The sequence below is a fragment of the Halogranum amylolyticum genome (assembly GCF_900110465.1).
Taxonomy (GTDB): domain Archaea; phylum Halobacteriota; class Halobacteria; order Halobacteriales; family Haloferacaceae; genus Halogranum; species Halogranum amylolyticum.
Window position 1 is genome coordinate 13,947 of record NZ_FODV01000033.1, and the last position, 16,189, is coordinate 30,135.

At 55.4% G+C, this 16,189-nt stretch carries 16 protein-coding genes and 3 pseudogenes; 8 read left to right on the plus strand and 11 right to left on the minus strand.

Annotated features, from left to right (window positions below):
• Nucleotides 1–582 precede the first annotated feature (582 nt).
• A pseudogene (locus BSG17_RS27690) lies at nt 583–935 on the minus strand (zinc ribbon domain-containing protein); the annotation flags it as partial.
• A 203-nt stretch (nt 936–1,138) separates the two neighbouring features.
• Between BSG17_RS27690 and BSG17_RS28120 the strand changes: the two are divergent.
• The 3 genes and pseudogenes from BSG17_RS28120 (at nt 1,139) to BSG17_RS24205 (ending at nt 3,602) form a co-directional block, all read left to right on the plus strand.
• Nucleotides 1,139–1,333 (plus strand): hypothetical protein, encoded by a 195-nt coding sequence (locus BSG17_RS28120; RefSeq protein ID WP_244531704.1) that lies wholly within the window; start codon nt 1,139–1,141, stop codon nt 1,331–1,333.
• A 254-nt stretch (nt 1,334–1,587) separates the two neighbouring features.
• Nucleotides 1,588–1,746, plus strand: a pseudogene (locus BSG17_RS24200) (IS200/IS605 family transposase); the annotation flags it as partial.
• A 593-nt stretch (nt 1,747–2,339) separates the two neighbouring features.
• Entirely contained in the window at nt 2,340–3,602 is a 1,263-nt protein-coding gene (locus BSG17_RS24205) for a Cdc6/Cdc18 family protein (RefSeq protein WP_089827940.1), read from the plus strand.
• 409 nt (nt 3,603–4,011) lie between these two features.
• Here the strand turns inward: BSG17_RS24205 and BSG17_RS24210 are convergent, their stop codons facing one another.
• The 6 genes and pseudogenes from BSG17_RS24210 to BSG17_RS24235 all read right to left on the minus strand — a co-directional run bounded on the left by BSG17_RS24210 (nt 4,012) and on the right by BSG17_RS24235 (nt 8,342).
• Nucleotides 4,012–4,338: a DUF6788 family protein gene (locus BSG17_RS24210; RefSeq protein ID WP_089827941.1), complete on the minus strand. Its 327-nt coding sequence runs from the start codon at nt 4,336–4,338 to the stop codon at nt 4,012–4,014.
• Between the two features lie 78 nt (nt 4,339–4,416).
• Nucleotides 4,417–4,650, minus strand: a pseudogene (locus tag BSG17_RS28125) (DUF955 domain-containing protein); the annotation flags it as partial.
• A 52-nt stretch (nt 4,651–4,702) separates the two neighbouring features.
• A complete protein-coding gene (locus BSG17_RS24220) occupies nt 4,703–5,023 on the minus strand; it encodes a plastocyanin/azurin family copper-binding protein (RefSeq protein ID WP_244531705.1) in 321 nt (106 codons plus the stop codon).
• A 118-nt stretch (nt 5,024–5,141) separates the two neighbouring features.
• Nucleotides 5,142–6,377, minus strand: a complete 1,236-nt coding sequence (locus tag BSG17_RS24225) for a ZIP family metal transporter (protein WP_089827943.1) — start codon at nt 6,375–6,377, stop codon at nt 5,142–5,144.
• Nucleotides 6,378–7,637 (minus strand): multicopper oxidase domain-containing protein, encoded by a 1,260-nt coding sequence (locus BSG17_RS24230; RefSeq protein WP_089827944.1) that lies wholly within the window; start codon nt 7,635–7,637, stop codon nt 6,378–6,380. It lies immediately after the preceding gene.
• The gene (locus tag BSG17_RS24235) at nt 7,638–8,342 is read right to left on the minus strand and encodes a metal-dependent transcriptional regulator (RefSeq protein ID WP_089827945.1); all 705 of its coding nucleotides are present in this window, start codon (nt 8,340–8,342) and stop codon (nt 7,638–7,640) included.
• Between the two features lie 374 nt (nt 8,343–8,716).
• Here BSG17_RS24235 and BSG17_RS27385 point away from each other — a divergent pair, with 374 nt between their 5' ends.
• Nucleotides 8,717–8,860, plus strand: coding sequence for a hypothetical protein (locus BSG17_RS27385; RefSeq protein ID WP_170864947.1), 144 nt, complete (start codon nt 8,717–8,719; stop codon nt 8,858–8,860).
• A gap of 11 nt (nt 8,861–8,871) precedes the next feature.
• On the opposite strand, the gene BSG17_RS24240 is transcribed toward BSG17_RS27385, so the two are convergent.
• Nucleotides 8,872–9,267 carry a winged helix-turn-helix transcriptional regulator gene (locus tag BSG17_RS24240; protein ID WP_089827946.1) on the minus strand — a complete coding sequence of 132 codons (396 nt, stop codon included), beginning with the start codon at nt 9,265–9,267 and terminating at the stop codon, nt 8,872–8,874.
• Between the two features lie 153 nt (nt 9,268–9,420).
• Here BSG17_RS24240 and BSG17_RS24245 point away from each other — a divergent pair, with 153 nt between their 5' ends.
• The 3 genes from BSG17_RS24245 (at nt 9,421) to BSG17_RS24255 (ending at nt 11,511) form a co-directional block, all read left to right on the plus strand.
• Nucleotides 9,421–9,816, plus strand: a complete 396-nt coding sequence (locus tag BSG17_RS24245) for a DoxX family protein (RefSeq protein WP_089827947.1) — start codon at nt 9,421–9,423, stop codon at nt 9,814–9,816.
• 133 nt (nt 9,817–9,949) lie between these two features.
• The gene (locus BSG17_RS24250; protein WP_089827948.1) at nt 9,950–10,198 is read left to right on the plus strand and encodes an Rdx family protein; all 249 of its coding nucleotides are present in this window, start codon (nt 9,950–9,952) and stop codon (nt 10,196–10,198) included.
• A gap of 320 nt (nt 10,199–10,518) precedes the next feature.
• Nucleotides 10,519–11,511 carry an arsenic resistance protein gene (locus BSG17_RS24255; protein WP_089827949.1) on the plus strand — a complete coding sequence of 331 codons (993 nt, stop codon included), beginning with the start codon at nt 10,519–10,521 and terminating at the stop codon, nt 11,509–11,511.
• A 551-nt stretch (nt 11,512–12,062) separates the two neighbouring features.
• Here the strand turns inward: BSG17_RS24255 and BSG17_RS24265 are convergent.
• Entirely contained in the window at nt 12,063–12,206 is a 144-nt protein-coding gene (locus BSG17_RS24265; protein WP_089827950.1) for a YHS domain-containing protein, read from the minus strand.
• 257 nt (nt 12,207–12,463) lie between these two features.
• Here BSG17_RS24265 and BSG17_RS24270 point away from each other — a divergent pair, with 257 nt between their 5' ends.
• Nucleotides 12,464–13,879 (plus strand): ABC1 kinase family protein, encoded by a 1,416-nt coding sequence (locus tag BSG17_RS24270; protein WP_170864948.1) that lies wholly within the window; start codon nt 12,464–12,466, stop codon nt 13,877–13,879.
• Between the two features lie 70 nt (nt 13,880–13,949).
• Here BSG17_RS24270 and BSG17_RS24275 read toward each other — a convergent pair whose 3' ends face one another.
• Together BSG17_RS24275 and BSG17_RS24280 are read right to left on the minus strand one after the other, a co-directional pair.
• The gene (locus BSG17_RS24275) at nt 13,950–14,981 is read right to left on the minus strand and encodes a sulfite exporter TauE/SafE family protein (RefSeq protein WP_244531708.1); all 1,032 of its coding nucleotides are present in this window, start codon (nt 14,979–14,981) and stop codon (nt 13,950–13,952) included.
• Nucleotides 14,978–16,189: heavy metal translocating P-type ATPase (locus BSG17_RS24280; RefSeq protein ID WP_139246800.1), on the minus strand; the 1,212-nt coding region annotated here is incomplete at its 5' end. The genes BSG17_RS24275 and BSG17_RS24280, both read right to left, overlap by 4 nt.

The following is a 16,189-nucleotide window of genomic DNA, read 5'->3' on the forward strand; positions in this document are numbered from 1 at the left end:
CTTTGAGGGAACGAAATGAAATTGAATGTAAAAGGCGTTGAGTTAGCGAATGTCCGGAGGTACTTACCGATGAGATGCTCCCAAAGGAGACTATTGCTATGCCTGTTCGCTCTTCTATTGGACATCTTTGTGGAGCAGTTAGCATCAGTTAGGTGAATGGCCGAACGGTTGGGAACTCTAGTAGCCCGTGCAGCCGGTCACTTGCCCGACCGCATGCTGTCGTGCGGTCGGGTAAGTGAGGACTTCCACTCGGTACTATCGGAACAGAGTTCGAACGGATCGTTGAGCACCTCGAACAGAAACCCGTGCCGGTATGACTGTTTGATATGTATGGCGTCCAGCGGTAGGTCTGGTCTTCTCGCTGTCATTTCCGTTACAAGTCTAATTACGTAAAGAGACTAGAGAAGAACGCCCTCAACTACCTACCCGATAGAATATCTGGTGTCATCAAATACCGTTGAAAGTCCTGTTCGGCTCTCAGCTCGTGGTACCTCACCCATACTTAAGACCTTCCTGCTTTTAAAATTCCCGAGCATCGAATCTCTGTCACCCAGCCGACCTCGGTAAGTGAACTACCTCATCCTACCGCTCGCCTGACGGCTCGCGCTTGAGGGTGTCGTCAGAACTCGAAGAGTTCTGACTGCCAACCAGCAGTCTCTGACTTCTGGTGATGGGGCTTCCTGTTTCCACGACGCACTTTGCAGAAACCGAAGTGGTCCACGTAGGGAGCGCAGTCTCCACGGGCGTTAACGAATCGCGGCGCAATTCGTTCGCCAACCAGAAATCAAAGATCTCCGGTGACGTTGATTCAGAGAGTCCCGCTCCTAACCGCTTGATTCCGCGAGAAAGAATATTCCATGCCGCGTTCCAGTCTCGATCTGCCATGAAAAGCCACAGGACGGACACGAGTGTTCACGCACCCACAGTGGCTTGTCTGGCTTCTCTACAGGCGAGATGTGCACTTAAGCACCGCCTCGTTGCGACTGCTGACGCCGATGAGTGGAGCGATTATCTATTTCGCTCGCCGCACGCCTCGGGGAGTCACATTTTACGTTGGATAATCTGGAATCGGTTTGGACAGCTTGCCGATCGTGCTGGGTGGCTCGAGACAATTGACGGTGAACCCCCGTCGTCGAAGATGGGACGGCGATCCTGGTACGACGCGTATTCGTCGTCGCTCAACGTTGTCCTCGTGAGTCTCGACGAGATTGCTGCCGAGCAGGGAAGCGTGAGCGCCGGTGTCGTGCTACAGAGCTATCTCTCGGAGGCACGGGTGCGGAAGTTACGGCGAGAGTGTATGCGAGAGCAACTTGCCGCTGCATTCGGGGGGTGAGAGAGATCACTCTAGGAAATTAGTCGGGAGGTTGCATCTTGTATCACTTTACCGGGGGACATAGACCAGACTACAGTTTCAGTATGATATCAGCAATAGATTGATTGACCAATTATGCAAATAGTTTTGCGTAGAGGTCAACAGAGCGACACCAAAAGAGATATCGAACCAAACCAGAGAACAGATTCGAGACTCCGACGCTGCTCAACAGGGGTAAATAAACGACACCGAAAGACGGAGTCAACCACATGAGCATCAACTCGCTCAAGGGCATCACATCCCGCAAACTCTGTGACGAGAACCCCGAGGTGCGGCAAGCGCTCGACAAGGCGTGCTGGCAACCGGGATACTTCTTCGCCACCACCGGCCAAGTGAGCATCGGCGTACTCATGAAGTACTTGGAGGAGCAGTAACGTCTCTGTGACCGCCATGAGAATCACGGGTAGACCAAAAGACCCCCACCCCAGATTGTAAGTGTTTTCGAGACTCTTGAAGTCACTATCGTGTCTTACATCAGTTCTAACTGGCTTCGATGAAACTCGGCCCGATCGAGATAGCCGAACCACAGTGATCGATTGCTCACTCGAAATAGTCACACCCCCACCCCGGATTGTAAGTGTTCTTGCGCTCCGCAAGCGTCACCCCGTAGAGTCGAAGAAGTAAATGTAGTATATAAATAGCCACAGAACGACCGTCAGCCACCCCATATTGTAAGTGTAAAATTCATTTATAGAGCGTCTAGGCGGTGAATTCAAGAATGAGGTTTGCCTATACAATAAAATATATAATAGTAATCTAGAACTAGTAGTAGTTCCTGGAAGTTCGTTCGTTGTTACTCTGGTTTGATAGCTTTCGTGAGTTCGGTAAATGGAGGGTCTCTCTCGTGAACCGCGGAACACTTACAATCTGGGGAGGGGGTGATTTATAAACACCCGAGAACACTTACAACAGTTAGAACACTTTCAGCGGTGGGTTTATTACGATGTAGTGTAACGTTCCGCGTGAAATGGAATCGCCGTTCAAAGGACCAAATCAAATCTTCAAAGACAAAAGTCCCTTCAAGGAAGAGTATACGCCCGAAGAAATCCTTGAACGGGATGACATCATCGAAGAATATGCAGCGTCACTGCAGGACGTTCTCGATGGGTTTGGTCCACCAAACGTGTTCATTTACGGGCAGACAGGCGTGGGGAAGACCGCGACGACCACGAAGATGATGGAGTACCTCACCGACGAAGCACAGGCTCAAGACCAGAACCTGACCGTCATCAACGTCAACTGCAACAAACGAACGTCTACCTATCAAGTCATCACACACGTCGCAAACAAGCTCCACCCGAGTCGTGAGATCAAACAGGGAACCCACCCGGACACGATCTGGTCTGTCATCTACTCTGAAATCGATCGCATCGGTGGCGACGTCATTCTCATCCTCGACGAGATCGACAAACTCGGGGAGGACGAACAACTTCTATATGAATTCCCACGTGCACGCTCGATGGGTGAACTCGAGAATGCCGAGGTGGGAATAATTGGCATCAGTAATAATTTCAAATTCCGCGAGAACCTTTCAGGCCGCGTCAAAAGCACTCTCTGTGAGAGGGAGATACAGTTCTCACCCTACGATGCGACAGAGCTCCAGACGATTTTGAGCTACTACGCTGATCTCGCGTTCAAGCCTGGTGTTCTCACTGACGACGTCGTTCCGCTCTGTGCTGCGTATACAGCACAGGATACTGGCGATGCACGGATGGCGCTGGACCTCCTCGAAACAGCAGGTGATATCGCTCGCCACGAGGACGCAGAGACCGTCGATGAGGAACACGTTCGTCTCGCCCGAAGCGAGGTTGACCGTGCAAACACTCGCGACATCATCACCGAACGCTTGACGACGCAGATGCAGTTGACGCTGATGGCAACCGCGTTCTTGGTTCTCGATTCAGGGACTGACGCCAAGGTCAAACACATCTACTCACTGTATAAGGATATCTGTGAGAAAATTGGCACCGATACGCTTTCTGAAAGTCGGATCCGTGACCACATCAATACCCTCGAGATGTTCGGATTGATCGAATCGTCCGAGAAGAATCTCGGTCGACGTGGGGGACGGACGTTCATCTATTCGCTTGTTGATGAGCCACGAATCGTACTCGAAACGTTCCGTGAAGATGCTCAACTCGAGGCAGGATTCCCGGCGGCGACAGACCAGCTTCTGTCTCAGTATGAAGAATCCTCAAAATCCGGATTCCAGAGCGAACTCAACCTCTAACGCCGGAATACACTTGCAACCTGGGGGGATTTGACCGAGACGAAATTGGAAGATGCTTCGCGTATGTACCGCGATGATTGGAGAGACATTCTCTATTATATTACATACAACTAATCTCCTGTTAAAAATGGCCGAGACGCTCGAATACACTTGCAACTTAAGGGTATAGTGTCAGAGACCCTCCGAATCCATTTTTCATTGTTGAGTACTGACTAGCCCCTAATATCTGGTAGTATAGGGCCTCTAGCGGCTGTTTACACTTACAAACAGGGGTGCTAGCTCTGAAGACAGTAAAAAACCGCTTGGTCAGGTAGTTCCAACTACTGCACCTCTGTGTCCGTTTGCAGCGGCCACCAGAGATGTTCACCTGTGTTCCCGTAAGCAAATGAGTAAACAGTAGAGTACTACACTATTCGTCCGACTCAACCGGACCTTTGTACTTCGATTTGACTTGGTCACCCTCTCTCCATTGCCAGTAGTAGTAGCGATGGTCGTTGATCTCTTTCACCGTAATCGTTGCTTTGCCTGGGACGCCATCCGGGAGGTCGTCTGCTTCCGCTTCGATCGCTTCACTTCGCTCGTCCTGTTCTGCCAGTCGCGCCTCACGCTCCCGATGCTCAGCAAGTTCGTCAGCGTATCGCGCAATGTCTCGCAGCACGTTTTGAGACTGGTCGGTGAGTCGCTCAGCGATACCGCTTGGTACGTCCTGAGGCGGCGTTGGTGGGGAATCGGACATGGGTCACCGTCGTATTAACCAACACAGACGCCAACAATAAAGCTACGTTGGTTAAGTGGAGTCTAGTTCAGCGTCGATTCAGTCTTCAAGCAGGGCGATAATCACTATCGACGTTCGACTAGTCTGACTAAGTCGCTCACGAATCACGTCTGTGTCATCCGATTCCCACGAAGCGAGGTAGAACGCCGACCCACTCGTAACGAGCCCACAGTACCGCTCGACGATGGACGCCACTGCTTCGGCTTCGACCTCGCGTTTCGCCCGCTCGGTGTCGTCGTTGACGTCGAAGTACAACGTCGGAAAAGCGTGCTGCCAAGTGCTGTTCTGCAGCTGTCTTTTTAGAAGATATTTCGCCCCGAAAGCATCACTTGACGACCACAGTCCCAGTCATTCCAGAGCTCTCGTGGGGGATACACACATACTCGTACATTCCAGTGACCTCAAAGGTGTGCTCGTACGTTTCTCCGGACGCGATGAGACCTCCACTGACGTTGTTTCGTGCGCCCTTCTCAGAGTCGAACTCACCACTGGCGAAGTACGCCTCCTCGGAGGATATCTGGCCGTCGTAGGCGGTCACTGTATGTCCGACATCACTGTCGTTCGTCCATTTCACTCGTGTGCCAGCGCTAACCGTGAACCGCTTCGGATCGAACCCGAAGTCATCGGTCATCGAGACCTGTTTCACGTCTTCTGACCCACCTTCGGACGAACAGCCCGCTGAAGCCGTCGCTACGAGTGCCGCCCCGCCGAGTCGAAGTACCTGTCGTCTATTCATATGTTGTGTAAGAGTCGTTCCGAGTGGATTAGAGTGCGACGAAGAGGTCGGTGACGTACATCACGACGAGGCCGACGAGGAACGTGACGAGGTTCAGCGCCGACGCTGCCCGTCCGTTTCGACTAATCATGCCGTGTAGTTCCCAGATGACCTGCAGGATTGCCCCTACACCGATAGCGAGGAAAAACGCTCCGAGCGTCGGCGAGAAGGCGAGGCTTCCGAGCCAGCCACCGAGGATGACCGGTGCGCCTGCCAGGAATCCCAGTCCGAGGAAGTGGAGGATGCTTGGGCGCTCACCACGTGCAACGGGTGCGACGACTGCTGGCCCTTCAGTCACGTTGTGAAGCATGAATCCGATGACGAGGAACGCGCCGAGAGAGACGCGGCCGAGTGCAAACGAACTCCCGATGGCTAACCCTTCGGCGAGGTTGTGTAGACCGATGCCGAGCGCAACCAGATAGGCGACCCACAGCCCGCTCTGTGCGCGCGAGTCACCGGCAGCAGCGCGGTCTTTCCGCCATGCGCTGACGGATTGGACTGCGAGCAGTGCACCGATGATCCCGAGTGCGACGAGGGCCGTCCCCTCAAACGCACCGGGGACTTGTTCGCCGAGCTCGAACGCTTCAAACCCGGCGTCAATGGCGAGGAACGCGAGAATACCTGCCGAGAAGGCGAGGATCGCGTGGAGCCACCGGTCGCTCATCGACTGGAGGAACGGGAACCACAGCATCCCAAGCGCGACGGGGATGACACCGACGAACAGGCCGATGACGGCCATCGTCAGCAACAGATCACCCGTCAGACCCGGTGACTGATTGGGCGCCACGATGGTGTGGTGGACCGTACTGCCGTCTGAGAGCATCAGTGCGACTTCGAGGTCCCACCCTGGGTTCCAGTGGTACGGGATAACGACCTCTGCGCTCTCACGTGGAGCAAGGGTGTTGTCGCCACCTGCCCCCTGCACCTCGAAGTTCCAATACGCCTCAGCGACGAGGACCTGTGAGATCGTCACTTCCTTCGGCCCGTTGTTCGTGACGTGGACGACCACTGTCTCGTCGTTCGGCAGGGTCGTATACGATACCGATACGTCAGGAAGCGGTTCTCCGCCGGTGTCGAAGGATGCGAACGGCGTCGCCGCAAAGAACCCCCCGGCGATGAGACCCAAGAGGAGGACTGGAAGCAGTGCTGCAGCCCACTTGGGAAGTCCCAGCGGACGCTCAGCTCGGTTCACCGTCGTGCCACCGTTGGTGTTTGGTTTGCTCATTTAGACCACCTCGAAGAAGCTCATCCACCCAAGTTCGGCGAATTCAGACTGGTGGGCGTGGAACATGTACAGTCCCGGGTCGTGGTTGGAGTAGTCCAGTTCGATGATGCCGCGCTGTGCCTGACACTGCATGATCGTGTCCACCGTTTGGAGTGTCGGCGTCAGCGTCGTCCCGTGGTCGTAATAATCGAAGAACTGCGAGTGGGTGTGGAAGGAATTGATGGGGTCGAACTCGATCGTGTTGACGAGATACACCCGCTGGCGTTGGGTCTTGTCAATCTGGATGGGGCGTTTGGTCTCACCGGCCTTCCAGTTCCCTCGGCCGTCGGTATCACCGATTCCGTAGGCGAACGCACGGGTGTTAGCGGCGTACACCTCGTTGTCGCCGTCGAAGTTCGTGTCGAAACCGTTCATCACCATCACCATCTCGTTGACCTCGTCGTTCTCGGGATAGTCGTGGTTCCGTGTCTTCGCCTCAGCAACGAGGTCTGCACGGAGTTCGTCCGTGATCTGGGACCGGTGGAAGTTGCAGTACTCCTCGGGTCGTTCAGCGACTCGTTCGGGATCCGGGTCGATGATGATGGCCCCGTACAGTCCCCGGTGGATGTGCTCTTTGAGCGGGAGCGAGTGACAGTGGTAGAAGTGACTCCCTGCTGGTTGAGCGACCCACTCGTAGGTGAACGACTCACCCGTGTTGAGTACACCAGGTCCGTTCTGCGGAATCCCGTCCATCTTCGGATTGAGGTTTCGGAGGTGGGGATGGATGGTGTGGGCGTGTCGGCCCAGGTTCTCGAATTTCACGCGAATCAGGTCACCCTCAACGGCACGAATCGTCGGGCCGGGAACCTGTCCGTTGTACGCCCAGGCAGGGAACTCGATGCCAGGGGCGATGGTGACCGTGGTATCGACCGCTTGGAAGGTAAATTCGCGAACCGTCCGGCCGTTCTCCTCGTAGGTATCTTGGGGAACGTTCTCCTGTTCACCACGGCCCGTGTTGAACTGGTAGAGGAACTGGTGGGGGTCAAAATCAAGATCTCTGTACTCACCAGCTGCACCGAAGTTCCCGTGTGAGTCGCCACCGTAACCGTGACCCTCGCTGTCCGCCCGTCCAGTACCCACGAGAACGGCACTACCTGCCAGACCGATTCCTCCGAGGACTGCCCGGCGAGTGGTCGCGAAATCCGATTCGAGAGAGTCGACTAATCTCTGCTCTAACTCGTTTGTGAGTTCTGCTGCTCGTTTATAATCTAATGATGGCATCTAATGTACCTCGCTGAATTGCCCAGATTCACTGGTCGACGTTGCATCAAACTGCGTGACGAAGATGTTCGAAGCGGTTTCAGCGGGAAGTGAAAACTGGTCTCCGGTCTCTCTCACTCCGAGCGTAATCATTCCGAAGGGAGCGATCTCGATTACTTCGAGGAGTGCTCCGAGTCTCACTCCAACCTCGGCAAGATAATCCAGAACGTCTGAGCTGCTATCTCTGACTTCGGAGACAACAACCAGAGTCCCCTCGTCAAATTGGGCAATTGGCTGCTGACCGTCGTCGTGTCGGAGTTCGAGGTCTACTGTCGGGATCGGTGCGCCGTGCGGGTCAACAGTCGGAAATCCAAGAAGCGCTGCAATCCGCGCCTCCAGTTTCTCGCTGATGTAGTGCTCTAACACATCGGCCTCGTGGTGGACCTCCGACCAATCGTACCCGAGATGTTCAGTCAAGAACAGTTCGAGCAGTCGATGGTGACGGAGTGTTTCGAGAGCCAGATTTTCACCACTGGTCGTGAGCCGAGCACCCTGATACCGTTCGTAGTCCACGAGCCCATCGTCATGCATCCGCTTCAACATCGTCGTCACAGTCGGTGGTTTGACCCCCATCGCGGTCGCAATCGCTGAGGGTGCGACCCGCATGTCCCCGTCCTGAATCCCGTGAATTGTCTTCAGGTAATCTTCGACCTTTGGGGTAGCCATGATAGTAGATTAGATTCCTCTAAACAAAAGTTTTGCTAGCCATATCATATTTCTTTGTGTTACTAAATAACAGGTGTAGTGGGATCCTCTACGAGAATACTCCCTGGCTGCTGCTCGAGAGCACTTGACTCTGTATCTTGCGTCCTCGTTCAACCAAACAAACGACGTGGAGAGAGCTCGGGTGTCATTGAAATAGAATAGGGCCGATAAAATCGTCCGTCATGAACACTGTCGGAGTCGATCCAGCGACCACTCGGTTATGAGGCCAGTCATGGTGAGCGTTGTTGTGCACCTCCCGAGCGACGTCCACGTTGATCCCCCCGAATCAGTCGCCCTTTTGTCACCAGCACCTCATCGATTCGGGTCTCGAGACGATGCTGACGAACGCCGGATTCGAGCAGATCCGAATCGAGTCGAAAGCCGAGAGTGAGGAGTTCATTCAAGAACGGGACGACAAGCGTGACGTCAGTAACGACGTCGTCTCCGCGACAGTTGAGGCAAGAGAGCCGTTACGATAAGGAGTCGGTTACTACGCAGAACCATCTGAGTTTCCAGAAGACGATCCACACGCGGCACTTTCGAGATACGACTCTCCCCAGACAGCCATTGCTTCAATGACGGGCGCGAGTTGTTCACCCTGCTCGGTCAGTGAGTAGGAGACTCGGAAAGGTTTCTCGTTCACGATGTCTCGGTTGACGAGTCCGTTCTCTTCGAGATCGTCAAGACTGTTCGAGAGAACTGTGCTAGAAACCTTCCCGATTTTCTCTTTGAGTGCATTGAATCCGAGTGGTCCATGTTCGAGAAGTCGGTGTACGATGACTGGGTGCCACTTCTTTCCGATGAGGTGTGCTGTACAGGTGACTGTACACCAGTCGTCGTCAGCACACCAGGAGGCGACGCAGTTCTCAGGTTCACTTCGGTTCATGGGTACTCAGCAGTAACTGATGAAGAGCTATTACTATGACGCTACCACGCCACAGTTCAAAAGTGAGTACGTATCTAATAGTGGGTTAGCAAACAGTACCTCATTATCGGCGCCTTCGCTTAGACTTATCCAGCCACTTGGTAACTGACTCATATGAGCGAAACAGGTATCGAGAGCGTTCGGTCAGTTCGTCGGTCTCCACCCGACTGGCTGCTCACGGGAGTTCGGGTGGTTCTTGTAGCACTCGTTGCAAAACCAGCGGTGAGTAAGTTCCTGACATACGGGAATTCGGTTGCGTTCTTTGATGCGATCGGCATGCCGTTTCCCGGGCTGATGGTCGTTATCGCGGGATTCATCGAAGTTGGGGCGGTGGTTCTTCTCCTCGTTGGTGTGAAAGTGAGACTGGCAGCGCTGTCGTTGATTCCCGTAATGCTCGTTGCGATGCTCCACGTTGGACCAGATTGGAAGAACCTCGGCGTTCTCTTCGGAGCTGTTTTACTCACCGCTTTTAGCCCCAGTCTCTCTTCGTTCTGGCAGTCCAGTGGCTAGATCGTGATGTGGCGTTGCGGGTGGAGAATCGGTCACGACCCCTGGCCGAGAAGGCTCTGGTTAGTTCGCACTAACCGGGTCAGGGAACCCTTGTCTTAGCTTTACGGCGTTCTAACCCCGAGATGTGTGTAGGATGACCGTAGTCGAAATCGAATACTGTGTACCATGTGGATTGCTCGAGTCCGCGATCGAAACCCAGACGCGGCTTTTGAACGAGTTTGGCCAAGATCTGGCCGGCGTCACCCTCATCCCCGGCCACGGGGGCGTCTTCGTCGTGACTGCCGATGGCGAGACGATCTGGGACAAAGAGGTTCACGGTAGTGACCTTGATCTGGATCTCATCGTCGAGGCAATCGACGACCGACTCCCGGCAGAAATCTGATCCCGATCGGTCGTGGCGAACTATCGATACGACTCCTCTACAGACTTTGATTCGCGAACCACTCTAGCTTCGGCAGATCCGAGAAACCTACCGATGCGAACTTACACCTGCCGCTACAAATGGACTCTAATGAGTGGGCTTGGGTTGTTCTTCGTCGGTGCCGGACTGTTGTTCGGGCTTCGCTCAAGCACCGCTACCCGATATCTCGACAGTGACCACGATGGTCAGCATCCGGTTCGCTACGTTGCCGAACCACTTGATAGGGCTTGGGCTACTGATCCTCTCCGAAATCACACTTCAACAAGGGTAATGAAGATCCTATGACACGGCTCTCGAAACAATGGATTCAGCATAACCAGGTCGGACTGTACGCCGTCGCCGTCATCCTCGCGATCGGGATCGGCCTCGGACAACCGAGCGCAGGCTCACTCTTGGAACTGGTTATTAATCCCGTGCTGGCGGTGCTGTTGTACGTGACGTTTCTCGAGATACCGTTCGTCCGGATTCGGCGGGCCTTCCGTAATGGACGGTTCATGGCGGCTGCGCTCGGGATGAACTTCGTGGTCGTTCCAGTCGTCGTGTTCGGCCTCACCCGATTTCTCCCAGAGGAACCGGTGATTCTCGTAGGGGCATTTATGGTGTTGTTGACACCCTGTATCGACTACGTCATCACGTTCACAGACCTCACGGATGGGGACGCCGAGCAGATTACTGCTGCGACACCGGCGCTGATGCTCGTTCAGTTGCTATTACTCCCGGTGTACCTCTGGCTATTCTTGGGTCAGCAGGTGGCCGAGTTCATCGAGGCAGGACCGTTCATAGAGGCATTCGCCGTGATCATTGCACTGCCGTTGACGTTCGCGTGGGCAACCGAACTCTGGGCAGATCGGTCGGAACGGGGCGAACAGTGGCAGGACACGATGGGCTGGTTGCCGGTACCGATGATGGGTGCGACGCTGTTCGTCGTCATCGCCTCACAGTTGCCCCGCGTTCAGGATTCGATCGGACAAATCGCGGCTGTCGTTCCGGTGTACGTGGCGTTCCTCGTCATCATGCCGTTGCTCGGTCGACTCGCTGCTGGACTGCTCGGGATGGACGTCGGTGAGAGCCGTGCGCTCGTGTTCACATCCGTGACGCGAAACTCGCTGGTTATCCTTCCGCTGGCGCTAGCGTTGCCGCCGGGATATGCACTCGCACCGGCAGTCGTCGTGACGCAGACGCTCGTCGAACTGACTGGAATGGTTGTCCTGACGCGGGTTGTTCCGGGATGGCTTCTGTCGGACGCACCATCCCTGACTCTGTCGGGTACGTAACAGGCGAATGTGGCGGGACGGCTGATCATGTGTGTTTCTCCCGTAGGTAGAGATACGATGGCGAAAATCACGTTCGTCTGTGTCGGTAACACTGTTCGAAGTCAGCTGAAGCTTCACACGGGGTGAGTGGATTCCCACGGCGTTGTCGGTTGGGTGCGTGACTTTGCCGTGGCTGCCGCTCTGCTCGTCGGTGCGTGTTTACCGACGGCTGCGGCGCTGCCGGCGATCGTCTTTCGTATCGTGGAGATGACGACGAGTGTTGAGCTCGCAAAGTGGTTCAGTTGTCCTCTCTGAGCGTTATGCACGGGTCACTTCCGATCGGTCGTTGACGCTGAACTCGCTTGCCGCTGGTTGGTCACGTCGCGACTCGCGGTCGCGATGATCGACCTCTGCACCGAAATCCTTGAGTGAGGTTTTGACGCTCGTTTCGGTCACTTCGAGGTGCATAGCTGCTTATGCTGCTAAATCGCTTCGAATCAAGCGGCTTGAGACGCCTATGACATCGCGTCATCACGGCAGACCGGCAGTCTTCAGAAGGACCCCGAGGCAGCTCACTTCGTATAGACGGCTGGTTGGTCTTCGAACCGCTGTCGACATTCATCGCTACAAAAATAATAGGTCACTCCTCCATACTGCACCGACGTAGCTGCATCGCTGATAGCGATTTGCATTCCACAGACTGGGTCAGTCGGCATTTCAAAATGAAAATATGTTTTCTAGCTGAATGGGTATTTCGGACTGCTGATCACGAGTTACTTATTAGAGGGCACCGCTGGAACTGCTGAGTATCCTCATGGTCCGATTCTCTCTTCGCCTTTTGCGGGTTCTCTATAAACTCACCCCGTTCGTATCGTTGTATCTTCGTGACCGCTACCGATTTTTGCTTTTCGGAGGTTCTCGGTCTGCTTCTCCGGATATCCACGTTCAGCGTGCCCGACGTCTTCGAGATGTCATGCTTGACCTCGGACCAACATTTGTGAAAGTCGGACAGGTGCTCTCCACCCGACCGGATGTAGTCCCCCAAGTATACGCCGAGGAGTTCGTCACGTTGCAGGATGCTGTTCCAACGGGGCCATATCGCGAGATGATTCCCGCCCTCGCAGATGATGTTGGTTATCACTCTTACGATGATTTCGATCCCGAACCGATTGCGGGTGGATCATTGGCACAGGTCTATCGAGCGACGTATCAGGGCGACCAAGTTGTCGTGAAGGTTCGACGACCTGGCGTCAAAGACCTCATTGAGACTGACCTTCGTATCATCCGCCGATTCATTCCGCTGGTGATGCTGCTTGCCCCAGAGCGCCTCCAGTTTTCGCTCCGAAACATGGCGGACGACTTCGAGCGCATCATTCTGGAGGAACTCGACTTCGAGCGGGAAGCTCGGATGATGGACGAGATCCGGGCGAACTTCGACCGGGACGAAAACGAGACGGTCATCATCCCTCGCGTCTATCACGATGTATCCTCGGAGCGTGTCCTCACAATGGCATATGTCGAGGGGACGAAGATTACCAACGTCGACGAGCTGGTCGCCGGGGGGCACGACCCTAAAGCGGTCGCCCGAAACGTGGCGAACGCGTACTTCACAATGGGACTCGAACACGGCGTGTATCACGGGGACCCACATCCTGGCAACCTCGCCGTTGACGATGACGGCTACATAGTCTTCTATGACTTCGGGATGAGTGGCCGATTCACTGCGGCGATGCAGAATAGTGTCGTGAATCTCTATCTCGCTGCTGTCAATCGGAACGTGGACGGAATTATTGACGAACTTATCGCTCTCGGTGCGCTTGACCCTGACGCTGATCGAGCCGCCGTCGGGCACGTCCTCGAGTTAGTCATCGAGGACCTGGAGGGCAGCGAGACTGTGAACTGGCAGCAGATCATCAGCGAAGTGACCGGGATGCTCCACGAATTCCCGTTTCGCATTCCGCCAGACATCATGCTTGTCCTCCGGGTAGGATCAATCAGCGAGGGGGTTCTCAGACAGCTCGATTCGGAGTTCGATTTCCTCGCTGCTGCACAGACGTTCCTTCGTGAGCATGGATTCATGGAGCGTGCTGCTCGGATGAAACTCGCTGAGATACGGAGTGAACTGGAAGCCTCACTCTGGGCACTGCTTCGGCTCCCGACGAAACTCGAGCGCGAGCTAGATGCACAAGAAAAAGAGCGTATGCAAGTTGTCGCTCGGACTCAGCAACAAGCACCGCGCTCACTCGGGTATGCGATTCTAGCAGCAGCGTCACTCATCGGAAGTGCACTGCTTGTCTCAGTGGATCCTACGTATTCGCTACTCGGGTTGATTGTTGTACTCGTCTTCCTCTTTTTGTTCGTCCGTTCGTCCCATAACGGCGGACGATGATGGGGTGGGTATCCTCAAGCCTGCAGTCGTCTCAATGTTCCACCTACTCAGAGAGGTTCGGAAAGTACGATTATCCAGTCGAGTCACGGTAGACAGCTCGTCCTCCCCGATAGACGACGAGCGCTGCGACACCGAGAGCGGTTCCGAAGAGGAGCGTGAGACTAAGGTCATGAAGGATCCGAATGTCGTACGTGTGACTGATAGTCTTGCTCGCTACTGCGGCGCTGTCGAGGAGTAGCATCACCGCAAAGTAGCTCATCAGCGCGCTCTCGTCGACGATATCTGTCAGCTGTGACCCGATATAGGATCCGAAGACACTCCCTCCGAGCAGTGGGAGTACGACTGAGAAATGGACGGCTCCTTGCTGAAGGTAGCGAACGGATCCGAACGCACTCGATCCCGCAATTTGAAAGATGTCGGTACCAACCGCAACCGATTTCGAAATACCCAAACCATAGACGAGGCTGGGAACCATCAGAAACCCACCGCCAACCCCAAGAAAGCCGGAGAGCGTTCCGATAACGGTGGCGACAACGAAGACGAGCCACACGGAGACCTGCACGTTTGACTGTAGCTTGATCAGTGGTGGGAGTCGACTGAGAGCATACATCTCGAATACTGGTGGAGCACGTCGTTCGACAGAGTCAACGAGTCGTTCATTGCGAACGCGACGAAGAATGATCACGCCGACCACTGCCAGCAAGACGACGTAGGCGATGCTGATGACGATATCCGCAAGTCCTTTTTTAGCGAGCCAGAAGAGTATCCGTCTGCCGGCCTCAATTCCAGCTGCCATCCCGAGGACAAGGAGGCCACCGAGCTTGTAATCGATGTGTCCAGCAGACCGGTGGGTGACGGCTGCAACGAGTGATGTTCCAAAGACGAACACGAGACCGGAGCCCACAGCGGCTTCGGCGGGATGGCCGAGCACGAGGAGCGCCGGGGTGACAAATAAGCTCCCGCCCAGCCCGAAGAAGCCGAAGAGGATTCCCACCAGAAACCCAAATCCGATAAAGAACAACATCTCCGCGTTCACCCCAGTCAGTATTCCTTCAGCAGTCTCGCCAATCATTCCATATCCGATCGAAAAAATCCTGCTCATGTTGTAAGATCGATTCCCCCGAGTCGGCGAGCGTTAATCGCAACGATGATGGTCGACAGCGACATGAACACCGCGCCGATCGCCGGCGACAGGAGGATGCCGATGGGCGCGAGGATCCCCGCCGCGAGCGGGAGCGCAAACACGTTATAGCCGGTCGCCCAGACGAGGTTCTCCTGCATCTTCCGGTAGCTCGCCTTCGACAGTCGGATGAGCCGCACCACGTCCAGCGGGTTGTTGTCGACGAGGATGATATCGCCCGACTCGATGGCGACGTCGGTTCCCGAGCCGATGGCGATACCGACGTCAGCTCTCGTGAGCGCGGGCGCGTCGTTGACGCCGTCGCCGACCATCGCGACGAATTTCCCTTCGGACTGGAGTTGTTCGACCTTCGTGTCCTTCTCCTCGGGCAGGACTTCCGCGAAGTACTGGTCGATACCGAGTTCCTCAGATACAGCTCTCGCGACATCCTCGGAGTCACCAGTCAGCATCGCTACCTCAATATCCATCGCGTGTAGCGCCTCGATAGCCTGCCGGCTCTCTTCCCGGACAACGTCCGCCAGCGCGAATGCTGCGACGACTTCGGATTCGTCGTGAATCAGGTAGATAACCGTCTCTGCGTTCGATCCAGCTTCCTCTGCGAAGGCGGCGATGTCGTTAGATCGACTGATGCCGAGTTTTTCGATCAGGTTGGGTCCACCCAGATGAACCGTCTCGCCGCCTCGTGGGTCGCTGCTCTCCCCGCTCGCCCGTCCGGAGCCGCTTCGCGGCTCCAAGTCGACAGTCGCTCTGACGCCGAGGCCACGGAGGTTCTCGAAGTTCGAGACCTGCACCCGCTGGATGTCCCGTTCCTCGGCGGCGTTCCGGATGGCACGGGCAATCATGTGCTCGGAGTCGCCCTCGACGCCGGCGGCGATTTCGAGCGCTCGCTCTTCGTCCCAGTCGGCCGCCGTCTGGATGCCGACGACGCCCTGTTCGCCCTTCGTGAGTGTGCCCGTCTTGTCGAACATCACCGTATCGAGGTTCCGGGCTTCCTCCATAGCAATGCGGTCGCGGATGAGCATCCCATTCTGGGCAGCCGTCGAGGTGTTGATCGCGACCACGAGCGGGACGGCTAGACCGAGTGCGTGGGGACACGCGATGACCAGTACAGTCACGACGCGCTCGAGGACGGTGATGTTGAACCCGGTGGCGACGACCCACGCGACGGC

What these genes read in the sequence shown, in the direction of transcription:
- BSG17_RS28120 (WP_244531704.1), top strand. Translation starts at nt 1,139, where the DNA reads ATGGGACGGCGATCCTGGTACGACGCGTATTCGTCGTCGCTCAACGTT.
- BSG17_RS24205 (WP_089827940.1), top strand. Translation starts at nt 2,340, where the DNA reads ATGGAATCGCCGTTCAAAGGACCAAATCAAATCTTCAAAGACAAAAGT.
- BSG17_RS24210 (WP_089827941.1), bottom strand. Translation starts at nt 4,338, where the DNA reads ATGTCCGATTCCCCACCAACGCCGCCTCAGGACGTACCAAGCGGTATC.
- BSG17_RS24225 (WP_089827943.1), bottom strand. Translation starts at nt 6,377, where the DNA reads ATGAGCAAACCAAACACCAACGGTGGCACGACGGTGAACCGAGCTGAG.
- BSG17_RS24230 (WP_089827944.1), bottom strand. Translation starts at nt 7,637, where the DNA reads ATGCCATCATTAGATTATAAACGAGCAGCAGAACTCACAAACGAGTTA.
- BSG17_RS24235 (WP_089827945.1), bottom strand. Translation starts at nt 8,342, where the DNA reads ATGGCTACCCCAAAGGTCGAAGATTACCTGAAGACAATTCACGGGATT.
- BSG17_RS27385 (WP_170864947.1), top strand. Translation starts at nt 8,717, where the DNA reads ATGCTGACGAACGCCGGATTCGAGCAGATCCGAATCGAGTCGAAAGCC.
- BSG17_RS24240 (WP_089827946.1), bottom strand. Translation starts at nt 9,267, where the DNA reads ATGAACCGAAGTGAACCTGAGAACTGCGTCGCCTCCTGGTGTGCTGAC.
- BSG17_RS24245 (WP_089827947.1), top strand. Translation starts at nt 9,421, where the DNA reads ATGAGCGAAACAGGTATCGAGAGCGTTCGGTCAGTTCGTCGGTCTCCA.
- BSG17_RS24250 (WP_089827948.1), top strand. Translation starts at nt 9,950, where the DNA reads ATGACCGTAGTCGAAATCGAATACTGTGTACCATGTGGATTGCTCGAG.
- BSG17_RS24255 (WP_089827949.1), top strand. Translation starts at nt 10,519, where the DNA reads ATGACACGGCTCTCGAAACAATGGATTCAGCATAACCAGGTCGGACTG.
- BSG17_RS24265 (WP_089827950.1), bottom strand. Translation starts at nt 12,206, where the DNA reads ATGCCGACTGACCCAGTCTGTGGAATGCAAATCGCTATCAGCGATGCA.
- BSG17_RS24270 (WP_170864948.1), top strand. Translation starts at nt 12,464, where the DNA reads ATGCTTGACCTCGGACCAACATTTGTGAAAGTCGGACAGGTGCTCTCC.
- BSG17_RS24275 (WP_244531708.1), bottom strand. Translation starts at nt 14,981, where the DNA reads ATGAGCAGGATTTTTTCGATCGGATATGGAATGATTGGCGAGACTGCT.